Annotated in this window: 17 protein-coding genes and 1 tRNA gene; 9 read left to right on the top strand and 9 right to left on the bottom strand. The window is 64.6% G+C overall.

The features are described 5' to 3' along the window. The first annotated feature begins 50 nt into the window (after positions 1–50). From fdxA to AC1DT7_RS02505, 4 genes are all read left to right on the top strand, one after another. A complete protein-coding gene (fdxA, locus tag AC1DT7_RS02520; RefSeq protein WP_478033983.1) occupies positions 51–392 on the top strand; it encodes a ferredoxin FdxA in 342 nt (113 codons plus the stop codon). 229 nt (positions 393–621) lie between these two features. Beyond that, positions 622–1,155, top strand: a complete 534-nt coding sequence (locus AC1DT7_RS02515; RefSeq protein WP_372856581.1) for a CarD family transcriptional regulator — start codon at positions 622–624, stop codon at positions 1,153–1,155. Positions 1,156–1,265: 110 nt separating this feature from the next. Then, the gene (locus tag AC1DT7_RS02510; protein ID WP_478033981.1) at positions 1,266–2,036 is read left to right on the top strand and encodes a head GIN domain-containing protein; all 771 of its coding nucleotides are present in this window, start codon (positions 1,266–1,268) and stop codon (positions 2,034–2,036) included. Between the two features lie 62 nt (positions 2,037–2,098). Further along, positions 2,099–2,803 carry a head GIN domain-containing protein gene (locus AC1DT7_RS02505; RefSeq protein WP_478033980.1) on the top strand — a complete coding sequence of 235 codons (705 nt, stop codon included), beginning with the start codon at positions 2,099–2,101 and terminating at the stop codon, positions 2,801–2,803. 126 nt (positions 2,804–2,929) lie between these two features. Here the strand turns inward: AC1DT7_RS02505 and AC1DT7_RS02500 are convergent, their stop codons facing one another. After that, on the bottom strand, positions 2,930–3,349 hold the full coding sequence (locus AC1DT7_RS02500; protein ID WP_478033979.1) for a DUF1489 family protein: 420 nt from the start codon (positions 3,347–3,349) through the stop codon (positions 2,930–2,932). A gap of 24 nt (positions 3,350–3,373) precedes the next feature. Beyond that, positions 3,374–4,780: a magnesium transporter gene (gene mgtE, locus AC1DT7_RS02495; RefSeq protein WP_478033977.1), complete on the bottom strand. Its 1,407-nt coding sequence runs from the start codon at positions 4,778–4,780 to the stop codon at positions 3,374–3,376. A gap of 273 nt (positions 4,781–5,053) precedes the next feature. Here mgtE and AC1DT7_RS02490 point away from each other — a divergent pair, with 273 nt between their 5' ends. Continuing rightward, entirely contained in the window at positions 5,054–5,509 is a 456-nt protein-coding gene (locus tag AC1DT7_RS02490) for a peptidylprolyl isomerase (RefSeq protein ID WP_478033975.1), read from the top strand. Positions 5,510–5,565: 56 nt separating this feature from the next. Here the strand turns inward: AC1DT7_RS02490 and AC1DT7_RS02485 are convergent, their stop codons facing one another. Next, positions 5,566–6,456, bottom strand: coding sequence for a LysR substrate-binding domain-containing protein (locus tag AC1DT7_RS02485; RefSeq protein ID WP_478033974.1), 891 nt, complete (start codon positions 6,454–6,456; stop codon positions 5,566–5,568). 325 nt (positions 6,457–6,781) lie between these two features. Here AC1DT7_RS02485 and AC1DT7_RS02480 point away from each other — a divergent pair, with 325 nt between their 5' ends. Beyond that, on the top strand, positions 6,782–9,076 hold the full coding sequence (locus AC1DT7_RS02480) for a CDC48 family AAA ATPase (protein ID WP_478033972.1): 2,295 nt from the start codon (positions 6,782–6,784) through the stop codon (positions 9,074–9,076). Here AC1DT7_RS02480 and AC1DT7_RS02475 read toward each other — a convergent pair. After that, complete coding sequence (locus AC1DT7_RS02475; RefSeq protein ID WP_478034240.1) at positions 9,005–10,309, bottom strand: MFS transporter; 1,305 nt, start codon at positions 10,307–10,309, stop codon at positions 9,005–9,007. The two genes, AC1DT7_RS02480 and AC1DT7_RS02475, sit on opposite strands and share 72 nt — an antisense overlap. A gap of 44 nt (positions 10,310–10,353) precedes the next feature. After that, positions 10,354–10,677 (bottom strand): antibiotic biosynthesis monooxygenase family protein, encoded by a 324-nt coding sequence (locus AC1DT7_RS02470; protein WP_478033970.1) that lies wholly within the window; start codon positions 10,675–10,677, stop codon positions 10,354–10,356. A gap of 138 nt (positions 10,678–10,815) precedes the next feature. Here AC1DT7_RS02470 and AC1DT7_RS02465 point away from each other — a divergent pair, with 138 nt between their 5' ends. Further along, positions 10,816–11,430, top strand: coding sequence for a class I SAM-dependent methyltransferase (locus AC1DT7_RS02465; RefSeq protein WP_478033969.1), 615 nt, complete (start codon positions 10,816–10,818; stop codon positions 11,428–11,430). A gap of 3 nt (positions 11,431–11,433) precedes the next feature. Here the strand turns inward: AC1DT7_RS02465 and AC1DT7_RS02460 are convergent, their stop codons facing one another. Further along, a complete protein-coding gene (locus AC1DT7_RS02460; RefSeq protein WP_478033967.1) occupies positions 11,434–12,612 on the bottom strand; it encodes a phospholipase D-like domain-containing protein in 1,179 nt (392 codons plus the stop codon). Between the two features lie 115 nt (positions 12,613–12,727). Here AC1DT7_RS02460 and rpoZ point away from each other — a divergent pair, with 115 nt between their 5' ends. Further along, complete coding sequence (gene rpoZ / locus AC1DT7_RS02455) at positions 12,728–13,072, top strand: DNA-directed RNA polymerase subunit omega (RefSeq protein ID WP_272624204.1); 345 nt, start codon at positions 12,728–12,730, stop codon at positions 13,070–13,072. Positions 13,073–13,165: 93 nt separating this feature from the next. On the opposite strand, the gene AC1DT7_RS02450 is transcribed toward rpoZ, so the two are convergent. Beyond that, a complete protein-coding gene (locus tag AC1DT7_RS02450; RefSeq protein WP_478033966.1) occupies positions 13,166–13,861 on the bottom strand; it encodes an RlmE family RNA methyltransferase in 696 nt (231 codons plus the stop codon). Between the two features lie 10 nt (positions 13,862–13,871). Further along, on the bottom strand, positions 13,872–14,927 hold the full coding sequence (locus tag AC1DT7_RS02445) for a Ppx/GppA phosphatase family protein (RefSeq protein WP_478033965.1): 1,056 nt from the start codon (positions 14,925–14,927) through the stop codon (positions 13,872–13,874). Positions 14,928–15,089: 162 nt separating this feature from the next. On the opposite strand from AC1DT7_RS02445, the gene AC1DT7_RS02440 reads away from it, so the two are divergent. Further along, positions 15,090–15,163: transfer RNA gene (locus tag AC1DT7_RS02440), tRNA-Gln, on the top strand. Positions 15,164–16,048: 885 nt separating this feature from the next. Here the strand turns inward: AC1DT7_RS02440 and AC1DT7_RS02435 are convergent. After that, complete coding sequence (locus AC1DT7_RS02435; protein WP_478033963.1) at positions 16,049–16,303, bottom strand: hypothetical protein; 255 nt, start codon at positions 16,301–16,303, stop codon at positions 16,049–16,051. Positions 16,304–16,445: the final 142 nt, after the last annotated feature.

The raw sequence follows: 16,445 nt of genomic DNA, 5'->3' as shown, positions 1-16,445 counted from the left end.
CCGGAGAGGCGTTTCGTCGGACCCATGTGTTCCGAGTTGGGGAGTATGCAATGACCTACGTCGTCACCGATGCCTGCATCAAGTGCAAGTACATGGACTGCGTCGAGGTCTGTCCGGTCGATTGCTTCTACGAAGGCGAGAACATGCTGGTGATCAATCCCAGCGAGTGCATCGATTGCGGCGTGTGCGAACCGGAATGCCCGGCCGAGGCAATCCTCCCCGATACCGAAAGCGGCCTTGAGAAATGGCTTGAGCTGAATAACACCTTTTCCGCGCAATGGCCCAACGTTACGCGCAAGAACGATCAGACCCCTGCCGATGCCGATGAGCACAAGGGCGAAGACGGCAAGTTCGACAAATACTTCTCGGCGGAGCCGGGTAGCGGCGACTGATCGAGACGCGTTTTCGTCGTTTCCATACTATTTTTCGCACGGCCGACCCGCAATGGGCGTCCGGCGGCTGGTAATTTTATTACGACTCTGCTACATACAGTAGGACGGAGGCGCGGATTCGCGCCATCCGGCTGGAGACGTTTAAATCAACACCCCCTTATCGCGCGCACGCAGCCCCGCTGCCGACGCGCACCCTCAGGGGGACCAGTCCACGGAAAGGCTCAACGGAATGGCTGCCAAGGCGCTGTCCTTCGACGTCGGCGATTATGTCGTTTACCCCAAGCATGGCGTTGGCCGTGTCATCGAGCTGCAACGGCAGGAAATCGCCGGCATGCAACTCGAACTCTATGTGCTCCGTTTCGAAAAGGAGCGCATGACTCTCCGCGTGCCGACCAACAAGGCGGAAAGCGTTGGCATGCGCAAGCTGTCGTCGGACAAGACGCTGCGTGAGGCACTCGATACGCTGACCGGCAAGCCGCGCGTCAAGCGCACCATGTGGTCGCGTCGCGCCCAGGAATATGAAGCCAAGATCAATTCGGGCGACCTCGTGTCGATCGCCGAAGTGGTCCGCGACCTGTTCCGCGCCGACGACCAGCCCGAGCAGAGCTATTCGGAGCGTCAGATCTTCGAAGCGGCGACCAGCCGCCTCGCGCGCGAGCTCGCCGCGATGGAACAGGTCGACGAACCGACCGCTCAGGAAAAGATCCTGGAAATCCTCCGCAAGGCGGCGGCGATCCACAACAAGGACAAGGCGCCCGCCTGATCGCGGGAGTCCGATCCGAACGACAAGGGGCGACCGGCGACGGTCGCCCCTTTCTGTTTGCGTCCTCCTGCTCGGTGTGTTATTTCACCAATACACACAAGGAGAATATCATGCGTCTCGCTGCCCTGATCACAGCCATTCCGCTGGCTCTGGTTCCGCTCGCGGCCTGCTCGTTCACGCCGGACCATTCGGACAGCAACGATTCCAAGCCGGGCCTCACCGGACAGGGCAGCGGCACTACCCGCAGCTATTCCGTGGCTGATTTCACCGGAGTCGATCTGCGCGGATCGGACGATGTCGATGTGCGTGTCGGAACCGGCTTCTCGGTGCGGGCCGAGGGCCCGTCGGAACAGCTCGACAAGCTCAAGATCGAGCGGGTCGGCGACACCCTGCGGGTCGGGCGGATCAACAGCGACGGCTTCAGCTGGAGCGGCGGCGATCACGGGAACGTGAAGATCTTCGTGACGATGCCGCGCATCGCCGCGGCGAGCATTTCGGGATCGGGCAACATGGCGGTCGACCGGGTCGAGGGCCAGAGCTTCGACGGATCGAGTGCCGGTTCGGGCGAACTCGACATCGCTGCCATCACTGTCGAGACCGGGAAATTCTCGATCGCCGGATCGGGCGACATCAACGTCAAGGGCAATGCCAAGAAGCTGGCCATCAAAATCGCCGGATCGGGCGGGGTCGATGCACCGGCGCTGACCGCCCAGGGTGCGGAAATCTCGATCGCCGGTTCGGGCGGCGTGCGCGCCACGGTCAAAGGTAGCGCAACGGTGTCGATGGTCGGATCGGGCAATGTCGATCTTGGCCCGGACGCGAAATGCGCGACCTCAAAAATGGGATCGGGCGACGTGAAATGCGGAAGCGGATCGAGCTGATCCGCACGGCCGCCTCAATACTGGACCTTGCCTGAAATCGTTAATGGCGCGATGCCGGGCGGATGATCCGTCGCCTGTCAGCAATCGCCCTGTTGCTCCTGCCCGTTTCGGCGAGCGCGGCTGAACGCACCTATTCGATCGGCAGCTTCGAGCGCGTTCGGGTCGAGGGGCCGTTCGAGGTCCGGCTCACCACCGGCCAGTCGCCTCGCGCGCGCGCCGAGGGGCCGACACGATCGATCGAAGGCCTCGACATCCGGGTGGAGGGAACGACGCTGATCGTCCGTGCCGGCATCAATGGCTGGGGCGAGCAACCCGTTGCCGGCAGCCAGGGGGCGCCGTTGATCAGCGTTTCGACTGGGGCGATCCGCGATGCGACCGTGCTCGGAGGCGGCCGGCTCAGCATCACCGGCCCGCTGAGGGGGCAACGCATCGAGCTGTCGGTGACCGGTAACGGCACGATCGACGCCGGCGCGATCGACGCCGACCTGTTCAATGCGGCGGTGTACGGAACGGGCACCATGAAGCTTGGCGGGCGCGGTGCAAAGGTGCGGCTGGTCGCCAACGGCACCGGCGGCATCGATGCGACCGCGCTGAGCGCTGGCGATCTGACCCTGTTGCTCGACGGCCCGGGCCAGATGCAGGCGACGGCCCGGTCCACCGCCAACGTAACCTCGACCGGCATCGGCACCGTCACCATCTATGGCAAGCCGGCCTGCACCGTGAAAGCGGTGGGTCCGGTCAGCTGCGGCAAGCTGCCTGCGCCTTGAGCAGCAGCAGCTCCCCTTCCGTTCGTGTCGAGTGAAGTAGGGACACACTGGCGAGCTGAGCGGCAAGTTTCTCGACTTCGCTCGAAACGAACGGTTGGGGTTTGACTCGGCGTAGAAGAAGCAGCCCTAGATCAGCCCCAACCCGGCAAGCTTGCCCATCAGCGCCGCCGGCATCTGGTCGCCCACCATCATGTCGCCATCGAGATCGGCAGGCGCGTCCGCATCCTCGAGATACCGCCAGCCCTGGTGCGCGCGCTTGGGGCGAGCCTGGGTGAGGATCAGCGTCGGGTCGATATGGATCGCAACCCGGCCACCCTCCGCCTCGCCGAACTGCAGGATCGGGGAGCGGGCGATGAGCTGGTGTTTGATGATCCAGAACAGCGATCCCCGCCCGGCAATCTCCTCATGCCGCTTGGGCAGATAGCGGGTGGTGAGGAAGACCGGCCCTGCCTCGGCGCGCAGTAGCAGTCGCTCGGCGAGATGATCGACGCCGGTGGCGCCGAAGGCGACCTTGGTGATATGCAACGGGCTGATATTCTCGGGCATCTCAGCGATCTGGGAAGCCGGAGGTCAGCCGCCAAGGCCCCATAGGGTGGCGAGGCCGAGGAACGAGAAGAAACCCATCACATCGGTCATCATCGTGACGAAGACGGCCGAGGACACTGCCGGATCGACCCCGGCCCGTTCGAGCCCGACGGGTACGAGCACGCCCGACAGGCCGGCGATCAGGTTGTTGATGACCATCGCCATGGCAATGACGATGGCGAGATCGGCATTGCCGAAGATGAGATAGGTGCCGAGCCCGATCAGCACGCCGAGCATTGCGCCGTTCGCGGCAGCGATCGTGAATTCGCGCATGATCATGCGCTGCGTATTGGAACTGGTGAGCTGATTGGTCGCGAGCGCACGCACCACCACCGCCAGCGTCTGGGTGCCGGCATTACCACCCATGCCCGAGACGATCGGCATCAGCACTGCGAGCAGGGCAAATCGCCCGATCTCGCCCTGGAACAGCCCCACCACCGAGGCGGCGAGCATCGCCGTGCCGAGATTGACGATCAGCCAGGTGATGCGGGTGCGCACGGTCAGCCGGATCGGCTCGTTGATGTCGCCGTCGCCAGCGCCCGACAGGCGCAGCACGTCCTCACCGGCTTCCTGCTGGATGATGTGCACGATGTCGTCGACGGTGATCATGCCGACCAGCCGGCCATTGGCATCGACCACCGCGGCGGAAATCAGCGCGTATTTCTGGAAGCGTAGCGCGACCTCTTCCTGGTCCATGTCGACCGGGATCAGCGTCTGCTCGCGCTTCATCACGTCGCCGATCGAGACGGTGCGCGGCGCGCGCAATATCCAGGAAAGCTGGCAGGTGCCGACCGGCTTGTGCGACGGACCGACGACGAAGATTTCCCAGAAATCCGTCGTCAGCTCTTCATGGCCGCGCAGATAGTCGATCGCGTCGCCGACGCTCCAATGCTCGGGCACCGCGATCAGCTCGCGCTGCATCAGTCGGCCGGCGGATTCCTCCGGATAGGACAGCGCCTCCTCGATCGCGGCGCGATCGTCCGGATCGAGCGCACGAAGGACCGCGCGCTGGTCGTCCTCCTCCATGTCCTCGATGATCGCGACGGCGTCGTCGGTATCGAGTTCAGAGGCGATGTCAGCGACCTGGTGCGGCTCGAGCGCGTCGATCAGGTCCTCGCGGACATAATCGTTCATCTCGGCGAACACGTCGGCGTCGAGCAGGTCGGTGATCGCCTTGGCCAGGTCGGCGCGCTCTTCGTGCGGCGTCAGCTCGAACAGGTCGGCGATGTCGGCTGGGTGCAGCGGCTCGACCAGCGCGCGCGCCGCTTCGGGATCGCCCGCCTCCACCGCGTCGAGCACGGCACGGACGAATTCGGGCTTCAGCCGGTCGTCCTCGTCCAGCTGGCCGGTCTCGGCCTCGTCGTCGGGCTGGGTCAGTTCGGTCTCGCTCATTCTGACCTCCCAAAGCCCGTGCCCAACCTGGACGACGCCCGCCTCTACCCTCGCGCGGCGCCAAAGCCAAATCAACATGGCAGGATTTGTAACGGCACCGAAATCGCCGGTCCGTCGTCCGCTCCACCGTCCGCAACCGGACGCGAAGATGTGTCTGCGGGCCCGCGCCTACCCCGGGTCAACGCGGGCCCGTCCCAATCCTGCGTCACCTGCCATTGCGGATATCGAAGACCGCCCCTAGGTGCGGGGACCTTATTTCTTCAGGAGCCCGACATGGCCGATTCCCCCGAAACCCTCACCCTGACGCTCGACGGCGGCGACGTGACGATCAAGCTGCGCCCCGACCTGGCGCCGCAGCACGTCGCGCGCATCGTCGAACTGGCCAATGACGGCTTTTACGATGGCGTCGTCTTCCACCGCGTGATCCCCGGCTTCATGGCGCAGGGCGGCGACCCCACCGGCACCGGCATGTCGGGATCGGACAAGCCCAATCTGCCTGCCGAGTTCTCGCGCGAGCCGCATGTCCGCGGCGTGTGCTCGATGGCGCGCGCGCAGAGCCCGAACAGCGCGAACAGCCAGTTCTTCATCTGCTTCGACGATGCGCGCTTCCTCGACGGCCAGTACACCGTCTGGGGCGAAGTGACGTCGGGCATGGAGCATGTCGACGCGCTGCCCAAGGGCGAGCCTCCGCGGGAGCCGGGCAAGATCGTCAAGGCGCGCGCCGCGTAACGACGCGCAGTTGCTTATTCGAAGCCGCTCCCCGCGAGGGGGGCGGCTTTTTCAGTTCAAACGCCGGGGTCGCCGATCGTTTCGATCAGCCAGTCATGGAACAGCCGCACGGGCCGCTGCGCCAGCGCGCGGGGGCGGCAGGCGAACCAGTAGCTGTACGGACTCTCCACCTCGATATCGAACAGCTTGACCAGCCGGTCGTCATGCGCGTCCTCGAAATGGCTTTCGTGCATGAAGGCGATGCCGAGCCCCTGCGCCGCCGCCTCGAGCATCAACGCGCCCGAATCGAAATGGTCGATCGCCAGTGGCTCTAGGTCGTCGAGCTTCGCGGCGCGGCGCCATGCGGTGAAAGTATCGGGCATGTCGCGGTGGACCAGCGCGGTAAGACCGGCGAGTTGCTTTGGCCGGGTGATCGGATCAGGCCCCTCGATCAATGTGCGCGCGCCGATCACATAGACGGAATTGCGGTCGAGCCGCTTGCCGTACAGGGCAGGGTCGATTTCCCGGGCAAGCGCGATCACCGCATCAAGCCCGTCACCGAGCCGGGCGAGCCCGTGTGCGGCGGTATCGATGTCGAGATGCAGTTCCGGATGTTTCGCACGCAATTCCGCAAGCCGCGGGAACAGCCGCTGCGAGGCGAACAACGGCAGGATGCCGAGGCGCAGGCGCAGCACGTCGGTGCCGCTGGTCATCACCTCGACGGCATCGGACAGGCTGTCCAGCGCCGGCGCGATCTGCGCGATCAGGCGTTCGCCATCGGCGTTGAGCACCACGGCCTGGTGACGTCGATCGAACAAGGGTTTGCCGATAAAACGTTCGAGCGCCTGGATACGGCGGCTCAGCGCAGGCGGAGACAGCGCCAGTTCCTGCGACGCGGCCTTGATCGAGCCGAGGCGCGCCACCTGGACGAACGCTTCGATCGCGGTCAGCGGCGGCAATCTGCGCATGGTGGAACGGCTCCCTTTACGCCCGCATTGTGCGCTGCGTCATAAGATCAAATCTATCATCGTCCTTCGCGCAAATGCCAGCATTGATTGCACCAGACGCAATCGCAACGACTCCTTTCGCACTTGCAGCATAACCCGCCTGGCCACATATGCAGGAGGCCTTTCAGGCATCCTCTCCTAAAACTTTCAAGGCCAGCCCTTTGGGGCTGGCCCTTTTTTTGTCTGCTTCCAGTAGCTTATCCGAAGCAGACGACCTACCCCTCGTATCTGAGGAACCACGATCCTATCTCGCGCGCTCAACATCGAGTTCTCGAGGGGATCATAGATGGCGGATGGCGAAGCGCCCGTTCGGAAATTGCAGGTGGCGAATGCCAGGCCGGAAGATAGCGGCCGCGGCCTCGCCCATATGCCGCGTGCGCTGATGGCGGCGCTGGGCATCGGCGAAGGCGATGTGATCGAGATCGTCGGCAAGTCGACCACCCCGGCCCGTGCCGTCGCGCCCTATGCCGAGGACGAGGGCCTCGAGATCATCCGCATCGACGGCCTGCAGCGCGCCAATGCCGGCGCCGGCTCGGGCGATTTCGTGGAGGTACGCAAGGTCGAATCCAAACCGGCAACGCGGGTGGTATTTGCGCCGGCGCAACAGAATCTGCGGCTCGAAGGATCGTCCAATGCGCTGAAGCGCACCTTTTTCGGCCGTCCCGTCACCCAGGGCGACGTCGTCGCGACGGCCGGGCAGCAGCGCGTCGACAATATGCCGCCGGGCGTGCAGCAATTCCTACGGGCGCCGGCCTATGCGCTGCAGGAAATCCGCCTCGCCGTGATTGCGACCACACCCAAGGGCGTGGTGCATGTCGACGAGAATACCGAGATCGAGCTGCGCCCCGAATATGAGGAGCCCAAGGAAGCGCGCCGCGCCGACGTCACCTATGACGATATCGGCGGTATGGGCCAGACGATCGACCAGCTCCGGGAGATGGTCGAGCTGCCGCTGCGCTACCCCGAGCTGTTCCAGCGCCTGGGTGTCGATCCGCCCAAGGGCGTCCTGCTGCACGGGCCGCCCGGCACCGGCAAGACGCGCCTCGCACGCGCCGTCGCCAATGAGAGCGCTGCCGAATTCTACCTGATCAACGGCCCCGAGATCATGGGCTCGGCCTATGGCGAATCGGAAGGCAAGCTGCGCCAGGTGTTCGAGGAAGCAGCCAAGAACGCGCCCTCCATCGTTTTCATCGACGAGATCGATTCGATCGCGCCGAAGCGCGGCCAGGTGTCGGGCGAGGCGGAGAAGCGCCTCGTCGCGCAGTTGCTGACCCTGATGGACGGGCTGGAGGCGCGCGCCAATGTCGTCGTCATCGCCGCGACCAACCGCCCCGAGGCGATCGACGAGGCGCTTCGGCGCCCGGGCCGCTTCGACCGCGAGATCGTGGTCGGCGTGCCGGACGAACGCGGTCGGCGCGAGATCCTGGGCATCCACACCCGCGGCATGCCGCTGGGCGACAGGGTAGACCTCAACGAGCTGGCACGCACCACGTACGGCTTTGTCGGCGCCGATCTGGCGGCACTCGCCCGCGAGGCGGCGATCGAGGCGGTGCGCAAGATCATGCCGCGGCTGAACCTGTCCGAAGGGACGATCCCGCCCGAGGTGCTCGATACGCTGGCCGTGACGCGCGAGGATTTCCTCGATGCGCTGAAGCGCGTCCAGCCCTCGGCGATGCGCGAGGTGATGGTCGAGGCGCCGCGTGTCCGCTGGGAGGATGTCGGCGGGCTCGACAAGGCCCAGGCGCGCCTGAAGGAAGGCGTGGAGCTGCCGCTGAAGGATCCAGACGCTTTCCGCCGGCTCGGTATCCGTCCGGCCAAGGGCTTTCTGCTCTATGGCCCGCCGGGGACCGGCAAGACCTTGCTGGCCAAGGCGGTCGCGCGCGAGGCGGAGGCGAACTTCATCGCCACCAAGTCGAGCGACCTGCTGAGCAAATGGTACGGCGAATCCGAACAGCAGATCGCCCGGCTGTTCGCCCGCGCACGGCAGGTGGCGCCCTGCGTCATCTTCATCGACGAACTCGATTCGCTGGTCCCGGCGCGCGGTGGCGGGCTGGGCGAACCCCAGGTGACCGAGCGGGTGGTCAACACCATCCTGTCCGAGATGGACGGGCTGGAGGAACTCCAGTCGGTTGTGGTGATCGGCGCAACCAACCGGCCGAACCTGATCGACCCGGCGCTGCTGCGCCCGGGCCGATTCGACGAGCTGGTCTATGTGGGCGTGCCGGACAAGGCGGGTCGTCGGCGTATCCTGGCGATCCAGACCGGCAAGATGCCGCTGGCGGCCGATGTCGACCTCGACGAGATGGCCAGCCGCACCGAGCGTTTCACCGGCGCCGACCTCGAAGACCTGGTCCGCCGTGCGGGCCTGACCGCACTGCGCCAGGCGCTTTCCGCCACCGAGGTGACGATGGCGCATTTCGAGGAAGCGCTGGCCGATTCCCGCGCTTCGGTGACGCCGGAGATGGAACGGGAATATGAGCAGATGGCGGCGCGACTGAAGCAGGAAGCCTCAGCCATCCAGCCGATCGGCTTCATCTCCCCCGGCCAGCTTCGTCCCCATGGGCCGAAGGGCAATGACTGACGAATCCCGCAAGGCGAACCAGCAATAGCCTAGCAGCAGAAGGAGCGCGGCACCCGCTGTCAGATAAGGCAGTGCGTGCTGCGCCTCATATAGCCCGACCCCGATCGACGGCCCGAGCACGAACGAGGCGCCGTTGATCGAGGTCACTTTGCCCGCGACCGAGCCTTGCGCGGCATGCCCGACCGCAAGCGAGGAGCCGGCGGTGAAGCCCGGCCGGGTGAAGCCAAAACCGATCGACGCCAGCGCATAGGCGGTCGCGATGCCGTAGAGCGAGGTCGCGATGCCGGTGAGCGCACACCCGGCCGCGCCGACGACCAGGCCGGTCAGCATCAGTTGGCGTGGCTTCATGTCGAGCAGCGGGATGATGCCCCATTGAACGAGCAGCGCGGCGCCCGCGCCCATCATCAGGACGATGCCGGTCGGCTGGAGCGCTTCGGCCGGCGCGAGGTTCAGCCGGTCGATGACGAGGAAGCCAATTGCCTGGCTCGTCATCGCCTGGGCATGACCCATCACCAGCCCGGCGATCATCCAGTTCCGGACGCGTGGATCGAAATAACCGACCCGCTCGCTGTGCGGCTCGATCGCGGCGGTGATGCTGGCGCCGGTGCTCTGACCGCCGATCGAGGGATAGGCATTGGCGGCGCCGTGCGTGCCCGGCTGCGCCGTCCGGTCGTTGGGCAGGCGCTTGACCACGGCGACATAGATGAAGGCGGCGAACAGCGCGAAGATGAAGGCGGGGCCCGACAGGCCGATCTCGACCGCGCCGATGCTGCCCAGGATAAGGAAGGGCGCGATCGCCGGCCCGAGAATCGTGCCAAGCCCGAAAGCCGAGCCGAGCAGGGTCAGCGCGCGCGTGCGCTCCTCACGGCTGGTGCTGCCGGCGACCAGCGCCTGAACCGCCGGTGGCGCCGCCGCGCCGAAGGTGCCGTAGATCAGACGGCCACCGATGAAGCAGATAAAGGCGGCGGTGCCGCTGATCCAGCCATTGATGCCGGCAGCGAGGAACAGGCCGCACAGCAGCAGCGACACGCAGAAGCCGCCGATGCCGAGCAGGATCATCGCCCGCCGCCCATGCCTGTCCGAGCGGTTCGCCCAATAGGGCGCTGCGATCACCCAGAGCAGCGCCGACACCGAAAAGGCGGCGGCGACCGCGCTGTCGGGCACTTTCAGCGAACGGCCGAGCGCGGGCAGGATCGATTGCAGCGCGGTGTTGCCAGCCGCGATCGTCAGCATCACCAGGAACAGCAGTGCGAAATCGCGATTGACCTCGGGCGCTTTCACCCCTTTTTCCAGGCATAGGACCGCTCGGCCGCGCAGACGATCACTTCGTAGCTGTCGTACCAGCGATCGCGTCCGCGATCGCGGATCGCCTTGTGCTCGGGATGCGCCCGCCAGGCGAGCGCGCTTGCCTCATCGGCCCAGAAGCTGAGCGTGATGCCGTGTCGGTCGGTACCGCGTGTGCTTTCGATGCCGCGATAGCCGGGCTGGGTCTTCGCAAGCGCGTCCATCGCTTCGGCGGCGGCCGCATAGCCTGCATCGTCCACGGCAGTGCGCCGGGAGAGGAAGATCACCACGATCTGGCCGGTCCGGTCGTCGCGCATGCGCCTCGCTTAAGCGCTTCCCGGCCGTGCGCAACCCCGAACGGGGTGCTCATCGCGCGTCAGGCGGACCCTAAGACTTGAATGTTCGTTACAGGATTGCGACAGACGATCGTGAATCATGACAAACAAGGATCGCCAGTGACCGTTTCCACCACTGCCGCGCGGCGTCAGCGCCGGGCCGCCGCCGGAGTGTCCTCACCCTGGGCCATGTTCCTGAAAGGGTTCATGAAACATCCGGTGATGGTGGGATCGATCGTCCCCTCCTCGGGTAAGCTGATCCGCAAGATGCTCGGCCCGGTCGACTGGCAGAACACGAAGCTGTTCGTCGAATACGGCCCCGGGGTCGGCACCTTCTGCCCGCACATTCTCGAGCGGCTTGCCCCTGACGCGACATATATCGCGATCGACACCAATCCCGATTTCATCCGCTACCTGCGCCATGAGATCACCGATCCCCGTTTCCTCGCGGTGAGCGGATCGGCCGCCGATGTACGCCAGATCGTCGAGGACCATGGTTTCGACCATGCCGATTATGTGCTGTCCGGCCTGCCCTTTTCCACGCTGCCTGCCGGTGTCGGCGATGCGATCGGCCAGGCGACCGCGGACGTGCTGCGTCCCGGCGGTGCCTTTCTGGTCTATCAGTTCTCGCCCAAGTGCCGCGACTTCATCGAACCCTATATTCCCAAGGTCGATCACGACATGGAGTGGTGGAACGTGCCGCCGGCCCAGCTTTACTGGGCGTGGAAGGAATAGGGCTCAGGGCTTTTCGGTGAGCCGCCGGCGCGGCCCGAAATTGAGCCCCTTCGTCACATTATAGTCGAGCACGGTCATCACGAAGAAGGCGGCCGCCTGCTTCGTGCGGACCCACCAGTTGGTGCGCGCCTTGTAGAGCTCGGCGGTGATGCGTTCGGACTGGGCGACCTCGCCATCGACATAGGCGCGGACATGCGCCGCGAAGACCTTGTCGTCGATCCGCAGCATCATCTCCAGGTTCAGGAACAGGCTGCGGATGTCGTAATTGGCCGATCCGATATAGACCACATCGTCGATCACGAAGAGCTTCGTGTGGAGCTTGGTCGGCTGATATTCATAGATCTGCACCCGCTTGCGCAGCAGGCCGGCATAGGTGAAGCGCGAGGCCCATATCGCCGCGCCATGATCGTTCTTCGACGGCAGAACGATCCGCACCCGTCCGCGCATGCCGGCACTGTCGAGCCGTTTGAGCATGCCGGAACTGGGCGCGAAATAGCCGGCGATGATATCGATCGCCTGCGCTGCCTGAAGATCCTGCTTCACCGCGCGCGCCCAGGGCGACAGGCGCCTCGTGGGGCCGCCGAACAGCCAGCGTGCCTTGCCCTCCGGCTCGCTCCAGGTGCCGAGCGCGCGGCGGAGCGAGCGGAGCGGCGCCTTGGGCTGTTTCGACCAGCGCGACAACGCGTCGAAATAGCCGGCGATATGCTCGGCGGCGGGCCCCTCGACCAGCAGCCCGAGATCACGCCATGCCTGTTCCGCCGGCGTGCCGAAATAGCTGTCCTGCACGTTGAAGCCGCCGATGATCGCCCGCGCCTCGTCGGCCAGCGCGAGCTTCTGGTGGTTGCGCAGCAGGTAGCGCCGGCCCCAGCGCGGCACGAAGCGGCAGACATTGACCCCTGCATCGCGCAGCGGCTCGAAGAAATGATGCTGCTCGGCCTGTTCGCTGCCAAGGCCATCGACCACGAGCGAGACCTTGACCCCGCGCGCCGCCGCATCGAGCATCGCCTGGCGCACCCGGGCGCCGGCATCGTCGTCGACATAGATGTAGTAGATGATGCGCAGCGTGCGTTCGGCGCCCGCGATCAAGGCGATCAGCGCCTCCAGTCGACGCGGTCCGGTATCGAGCATCGTCAGTGTGTTGCCGTCAACTGTGAAGCTCGGCTGGACGGCGGGTTCGGTCATCTGGCTGATGTGGCCGTCCGCGGAGACGGGGGCAAGCCGGATTCCTTGACTCTTTGCCAGTCGCGCCCTAGATCGCGGGTCTTCATTCTATCGTTGTTTGCGAAGGAAGCCATTCATGGCGCGCGTCACTGTCGAGGATTGCGTCGACAAGATTCCCAACCGGTTCGATCTGGTGCTGTTCGCAGCCCAGCGTGCGCGGCAGATTTCCGGCGGCGCCGATCTGACGATCGACCGCGATCGCGACAAGAACCCGGTCGTCGCGCTACGCGAGATCGCCGAAGAGACGGTGCGTCCGAATCACCTGGAAGAGGCGGTCGTTTCCGGCCTGCAGCGGGTCCAGGTCGATGACGAGGACACGCCCGACGAAATCGGCTCGCTGGCCGCTTCGGCCGAGGCGCTCCGCCTCACCGCCGCAGCACCGCCGCGCAACCAGAATCTGGGCGGCGACTACGAGGGCTGAGGCCCTTTGGTCACCGGACGAACAAAAAGGCCCGCGGAGCGATCCGCGGGCCTTTTTGTTTCCTCCTGTCGCCACGCTGGACGGCCGACATCCTTACGAGGCTGATTCACTTTCGGGTGCGGCGTCACGCCGCCCCTTGAAGCCCTGCGCGACCACATACCACTCGGACGAACCCTTGCGGCTGGCGGGGGGCTTGGCGTGCTTCACCGTCTTGAAGTTGCGCTTCAGCTCGGCAACCAGCGAGGCGTCGGCGCCGCCAGCGAAGACCTTGCCGACAAACACGCCGCCCGGCTCGAGCACGTCGACCGCGAAGGCAAGCGCGGTCTCGACCAGCGCCATCGTCCTGAGCGCGTCTGTCTGGGGATGGCCGACGGTATTGGCCGCCATGTCCGACAGCACCAGATCGGGCGCCCCGCCAAGTGCTTCGGTGAGTTTCCCCGGTGCCGCGTCATCCATGAAGTCCATCTGGAAGATCGTGACATCGTCGATCGGATCGACCGGCAGCAGATCGATGCCGACAATGGCGATCTTGGGCGAGCGGCGCCGTATGACCTGGCTCCAGCCGCCCGGCGCGATGCCGAGATCCACCACGCGCTTCACGCCGCGCAGAAAACCGAATCGCTCATCGAGCTCGATCAGCTTGTAGGCGGCACGGCTACGATAACCCTCCGCCTTGGCGCGCTTCACATAGGGATCGTTGAGCTGCCGATCGAGCCAGCGCGTCGATTGCGCGGTGCGCCGTCGCGCCGTCTTGACGCGGACCCGCAGCCCGCCACCGTCCTTGTTCACAATATCACCTTCATAGCGCCTTCCCACCGATCAGTCGGCGCAAAATGCCTTCGCGGATGCCGCGATCGGCGACGCCCAGCCGTTCGGCGGGCCATAGATCGAGGATCGTCTCGAGGATCGCACAGCCGGCCACGACCAGATCGGCGCGCTCATTGCCGATACAGGGCAAGGTAGCACGCTCGGCAAGGCTCATGCGCGAAAGGTCCGAACTGATGCGGCGCATCGAGGCCGCCGGCACGATCAGCCCGTCGACCGCCGAGCGATCATAATGCGACAGCCCCAGATGCACGCTGGCAAGCGTCGTGACGGTGCCGCTGGTGCCGAGCAGCCGCGGAGAGTCCAGGTTGGTCGGCAGGCGGCTGGCGAAGCCGGCAAAGCTCTCGGCGACCAGGCTCCGCATATGGGCATAGGCAGCGGCCAGCCCGTCGGCCCCGGTGCCCCCGCCCGCGAACTCGGTGAGCGATACGACACCCCAGGGCGCGCTGTGCCAGTCGAGCACCACCGGCACCTTCGGCCGGGTATCGACCAGCACCAGTTCGGTCGAACCACCGCCGATGTCGAACACCAGAGCAGGGTCCTCACCCGGCTCGATCAGGGCATGGCACCCGAGCACGGCAAGCCGCGCCTCCTCCTCGGCCGAGATGATGTCGAGATGGATGCCCGTCTCTTCATAGGCGCGCGCGATGAACTCCTGGCCGTTGGTCGCGCGCCGGCAGGCCTCGGTCGCGACCGAGCGCGACAGGGCGACATTGCGGCGCTTGAGCTTGTCCGCACAGACCTTCAGCGCGGCGAGGGTCCGGTCGATCGCTGCATCGCTCAGCCGGTTCGTTGCGGCGAGCCCCTCACCGAGGCGCACGATTCGCGAAAAGGCATCGACCACGGCAAAGCCATTGCCCTGCGGCCGCGCGATCAGCAGGCGGCAATTATTGGTGCCGAGATCGAGGGCGGCGAAATGCCGCGCCTCGGGCCAGCGCGCGCGTGGTGCCCCCGCTGTCTTGCCGGGGGGCGGCGCCGAACGGGCAGGTCTGTCCTGCCGGTACGGCATCTTGGGCGAATGATCCCCCATGCCGTCTGTACTCGCTTTTTATGTTCTGCCGTCGCGGCAGGCCTTTATGACCTGACGTTCGGTGCTTGGCCAAAGAGGTAGCGCAGCCTGTCATGCACGGCAAGCAGCGCACCCACAGTTGGTTGACAGCCTCCGCCGAGGCCCCTAGATCGCCCCCCACGTTGCCCCGTCGTCTAATGGTAAGACTACGGACTCTGACTCCGTCTATTGAGGTTCGAATCCTCACGGGGCATCCATCTACCATCGCCATGTATGTGATATGTAACGGCATTTCGCCAATATGGCGTATTCGTTCCCACATTCGCTCCCACTTTGCACATTTGAAGCAGTCGGGCGAATGGCTTATTGAGCGCGAGGGTTGCGCGAAATCAGCCCCCAGGCGGAACGGTCAGAGTCGGACGTGCGGCAATCCATTTCGATGAGCAACTCTGCTGTCGCGTCCACCGATGCGCCGATCGAGGCCGACAATGTGTTCATGCTCCTGAACTGATATTTCGGGTCCATGAGCAGTTCCCGGAGCCGAGTTCGCCTCTTCTCCGCCAGGCCATTGGCTCGCCTGCCGCTCAACCAATGCGTTACGATGTTGCCACCGATTGTCGCCGCAAAGCCCAAGGCTGCGCCAATTATGCCAGCCCACCCAGCGTCCAATTGCATGGCTCCTCCGCAATTTGGGTCTCAAATCGGCTCGAGCTTAACCCGGAAACCCCATCTGAAACGTTCCATCGGTTCGGAGGTGTAGGGAGCCCTGCCCAATAATGTCCATCCCGAGCAATACATCGAAGAATCGATTGTTGCCCACATCGATCCCGACGATCTCATCGCCGATTCCAAAGACAGTCTGTGGCGTACCATTCTCAGCTTCTGGCCAGATTCCAACGTGAAACATGTACGTCCAGTGCAGTTCCGGTCGCTTTATGTTCCATATCTCTTCGCGGCCTCGGCGTTGGAGCCCAAGCTTCTGTACAACATTTTCAGTGACGCACGTGCGCGTTGCGCCAGTATCTACCAGAGCAATGAACTGGGTATATTCGAGCGCAAACGGGGTCGAATTACCGTCGACGGGACTGTAGTCCCGAAAAGGTCTGATACCGACCTTTATCCGAATGCGGCCGCTTTCCAGCTTACCCGTTATATAACGCATATGAATAGAAGCCTAGATCAATTGGCTCATCGGTTACAAGCTGAACCGAATATGGAGCTTCTTTGAACTGGGCATATCCGGCGCGCTCGGCATCGCCAGGAGTGGCATAAATGCCCTTAAGCTCTTGATCGTGTAGTAATGCGTAGCTGCCGGCATTCTGCGGAAGAAGCTTCGCGAGCATGTCCTTGAACGCAGCGAAATTGCGTTCAATTTCGACCTCGATCGCGTGAGCCATGCGTAACACTCCCTTTCCATTTGAGATGCTACGCCTGACGCCACACGATGTCACGATGAACCGAGACAAAATAGCGGTGAGCCGACTCATCCGCGCGGTGAGGCACTTTATCCACAGCCTGCGATTAAAAAATGATTGCGAC

The sequence above is a fragment of the Sphingomonas sp. P3_C6 genome, from assembly GCF_056402595.1.
This window is presented reverse-complemented; position numbering and strand designations above follow the sequence as displayed.

Excerpts from the sequence above, each read along its gene's own strand:
- fdxA (WP_478033983.1), top strand. The coding sequence starts at position 51 with ATGACCTACGTCGTCACCGATGCCTGCATCAAGTGCAAGTACATGGAC.
- AC1DT7_RS02515 (WP_372856581.1), top strand. The coding sequence starts at position 622 with ATGGCTGCCAAGGCGCTGTCCTTCGACGTCGGCGATTATGTCGTTTAC.
- AC1DT7_RS02510 (WP_478033981.1), top strand. The coding sequence starts at position 1,266 with ATGCGTCTCGCTGCCCTGATCACAGCCATTCCGCTGGCTCTGGTTCCG.
- AC1DT7_RS02505 (WP_478033980.1), top strand. The coding sequence starts at position 2,099 with ATGATCCGTCGCCTGTCAGCAATCGCCCTGTTGCTCCTGCCCGTTTCG.
- AC1DT7_RS02500 (WP_478033979.1), bottom strand. The coding sequence starts at position 3,349 with ATGCCCGAGAATATCAGCCCGTTGCATATCACCAAGGTCGCCTTCGGC.
- mgtE (WP_478033977.1), bottom strand. The coding sequence starts at position 4,780 with ATGAGCGAGACCGAACTGACCCAGCCCGACGACGAGGCCGAGACCGGC.
- AC1DT7_RS02490 (WP_478033975.1), top strand. The coding sequence starts at position 5,054 with ATGGCCGATTCCCCCGAAACCCTCACCCTGACGCTCGACGGCGGCGAC.
- AC1DT7_RS02485 (WP_478033974.1), bottom strand. The coding sequence starts at position 6,456 with ATGCGCAGATTGCCGCCGCTGACCGCGATCGAAGCGTTCGTCCAGGTG.
- AC1DT7_RS02480 (WP_478033972.1), top strand. The coding sequence starts at position 6,782 with ATGGCGGATGGCGAAGCGCCCGTTCGGAAATTGCAGGTGGCGAATGCC.
- AC1DT7_RS02475 (WP_478034240.1), bottom strand. The coding sequence starts at position 10,309 with ATGCTGACGATCGCGGCTGGCAACACCGCGCTGCAATCGATCCTGCCC.
- AC1DT7_RS02470 (WP_478033970.1), bottom strand. The coding sequence starts at position 10,677 with ATGCGCGACGACCGGACCGGCCAGATCGTGGTGATCTTCCTCTCCCGG.
- AC1DT7_RS02460 (WP_478033967.1), bottom strand. The coding sequence starts at position 12,612 with ATGACCGAACCCGCCGTCCAGCCGAGCTTCACAGTTGACGGCAACACA.
- rpoZ (WP_272624204.1), top strand. The coding sequence starts at position 12,728 with ATGGCGCGCGTCACTGTCGAGGATTGCGTCGACAAGATTCCCAACCGG.
- AC1DT7_RS02445 (WP_478033965.1), bottom strand. The coding sequence starts at position 14,927 with ATGGGGGATCATTCGCCCAAGATGCCGTACCGGCAGGACAGACCTGCC.
- AC1DT7_RS02435 (WP_478033963.1), bottom strand. The coding sequence starts at position 16,303 with ATGGCTCACGCGATCGAGGTCGAAATTGAACGCAATTTCGCTGCGTTC.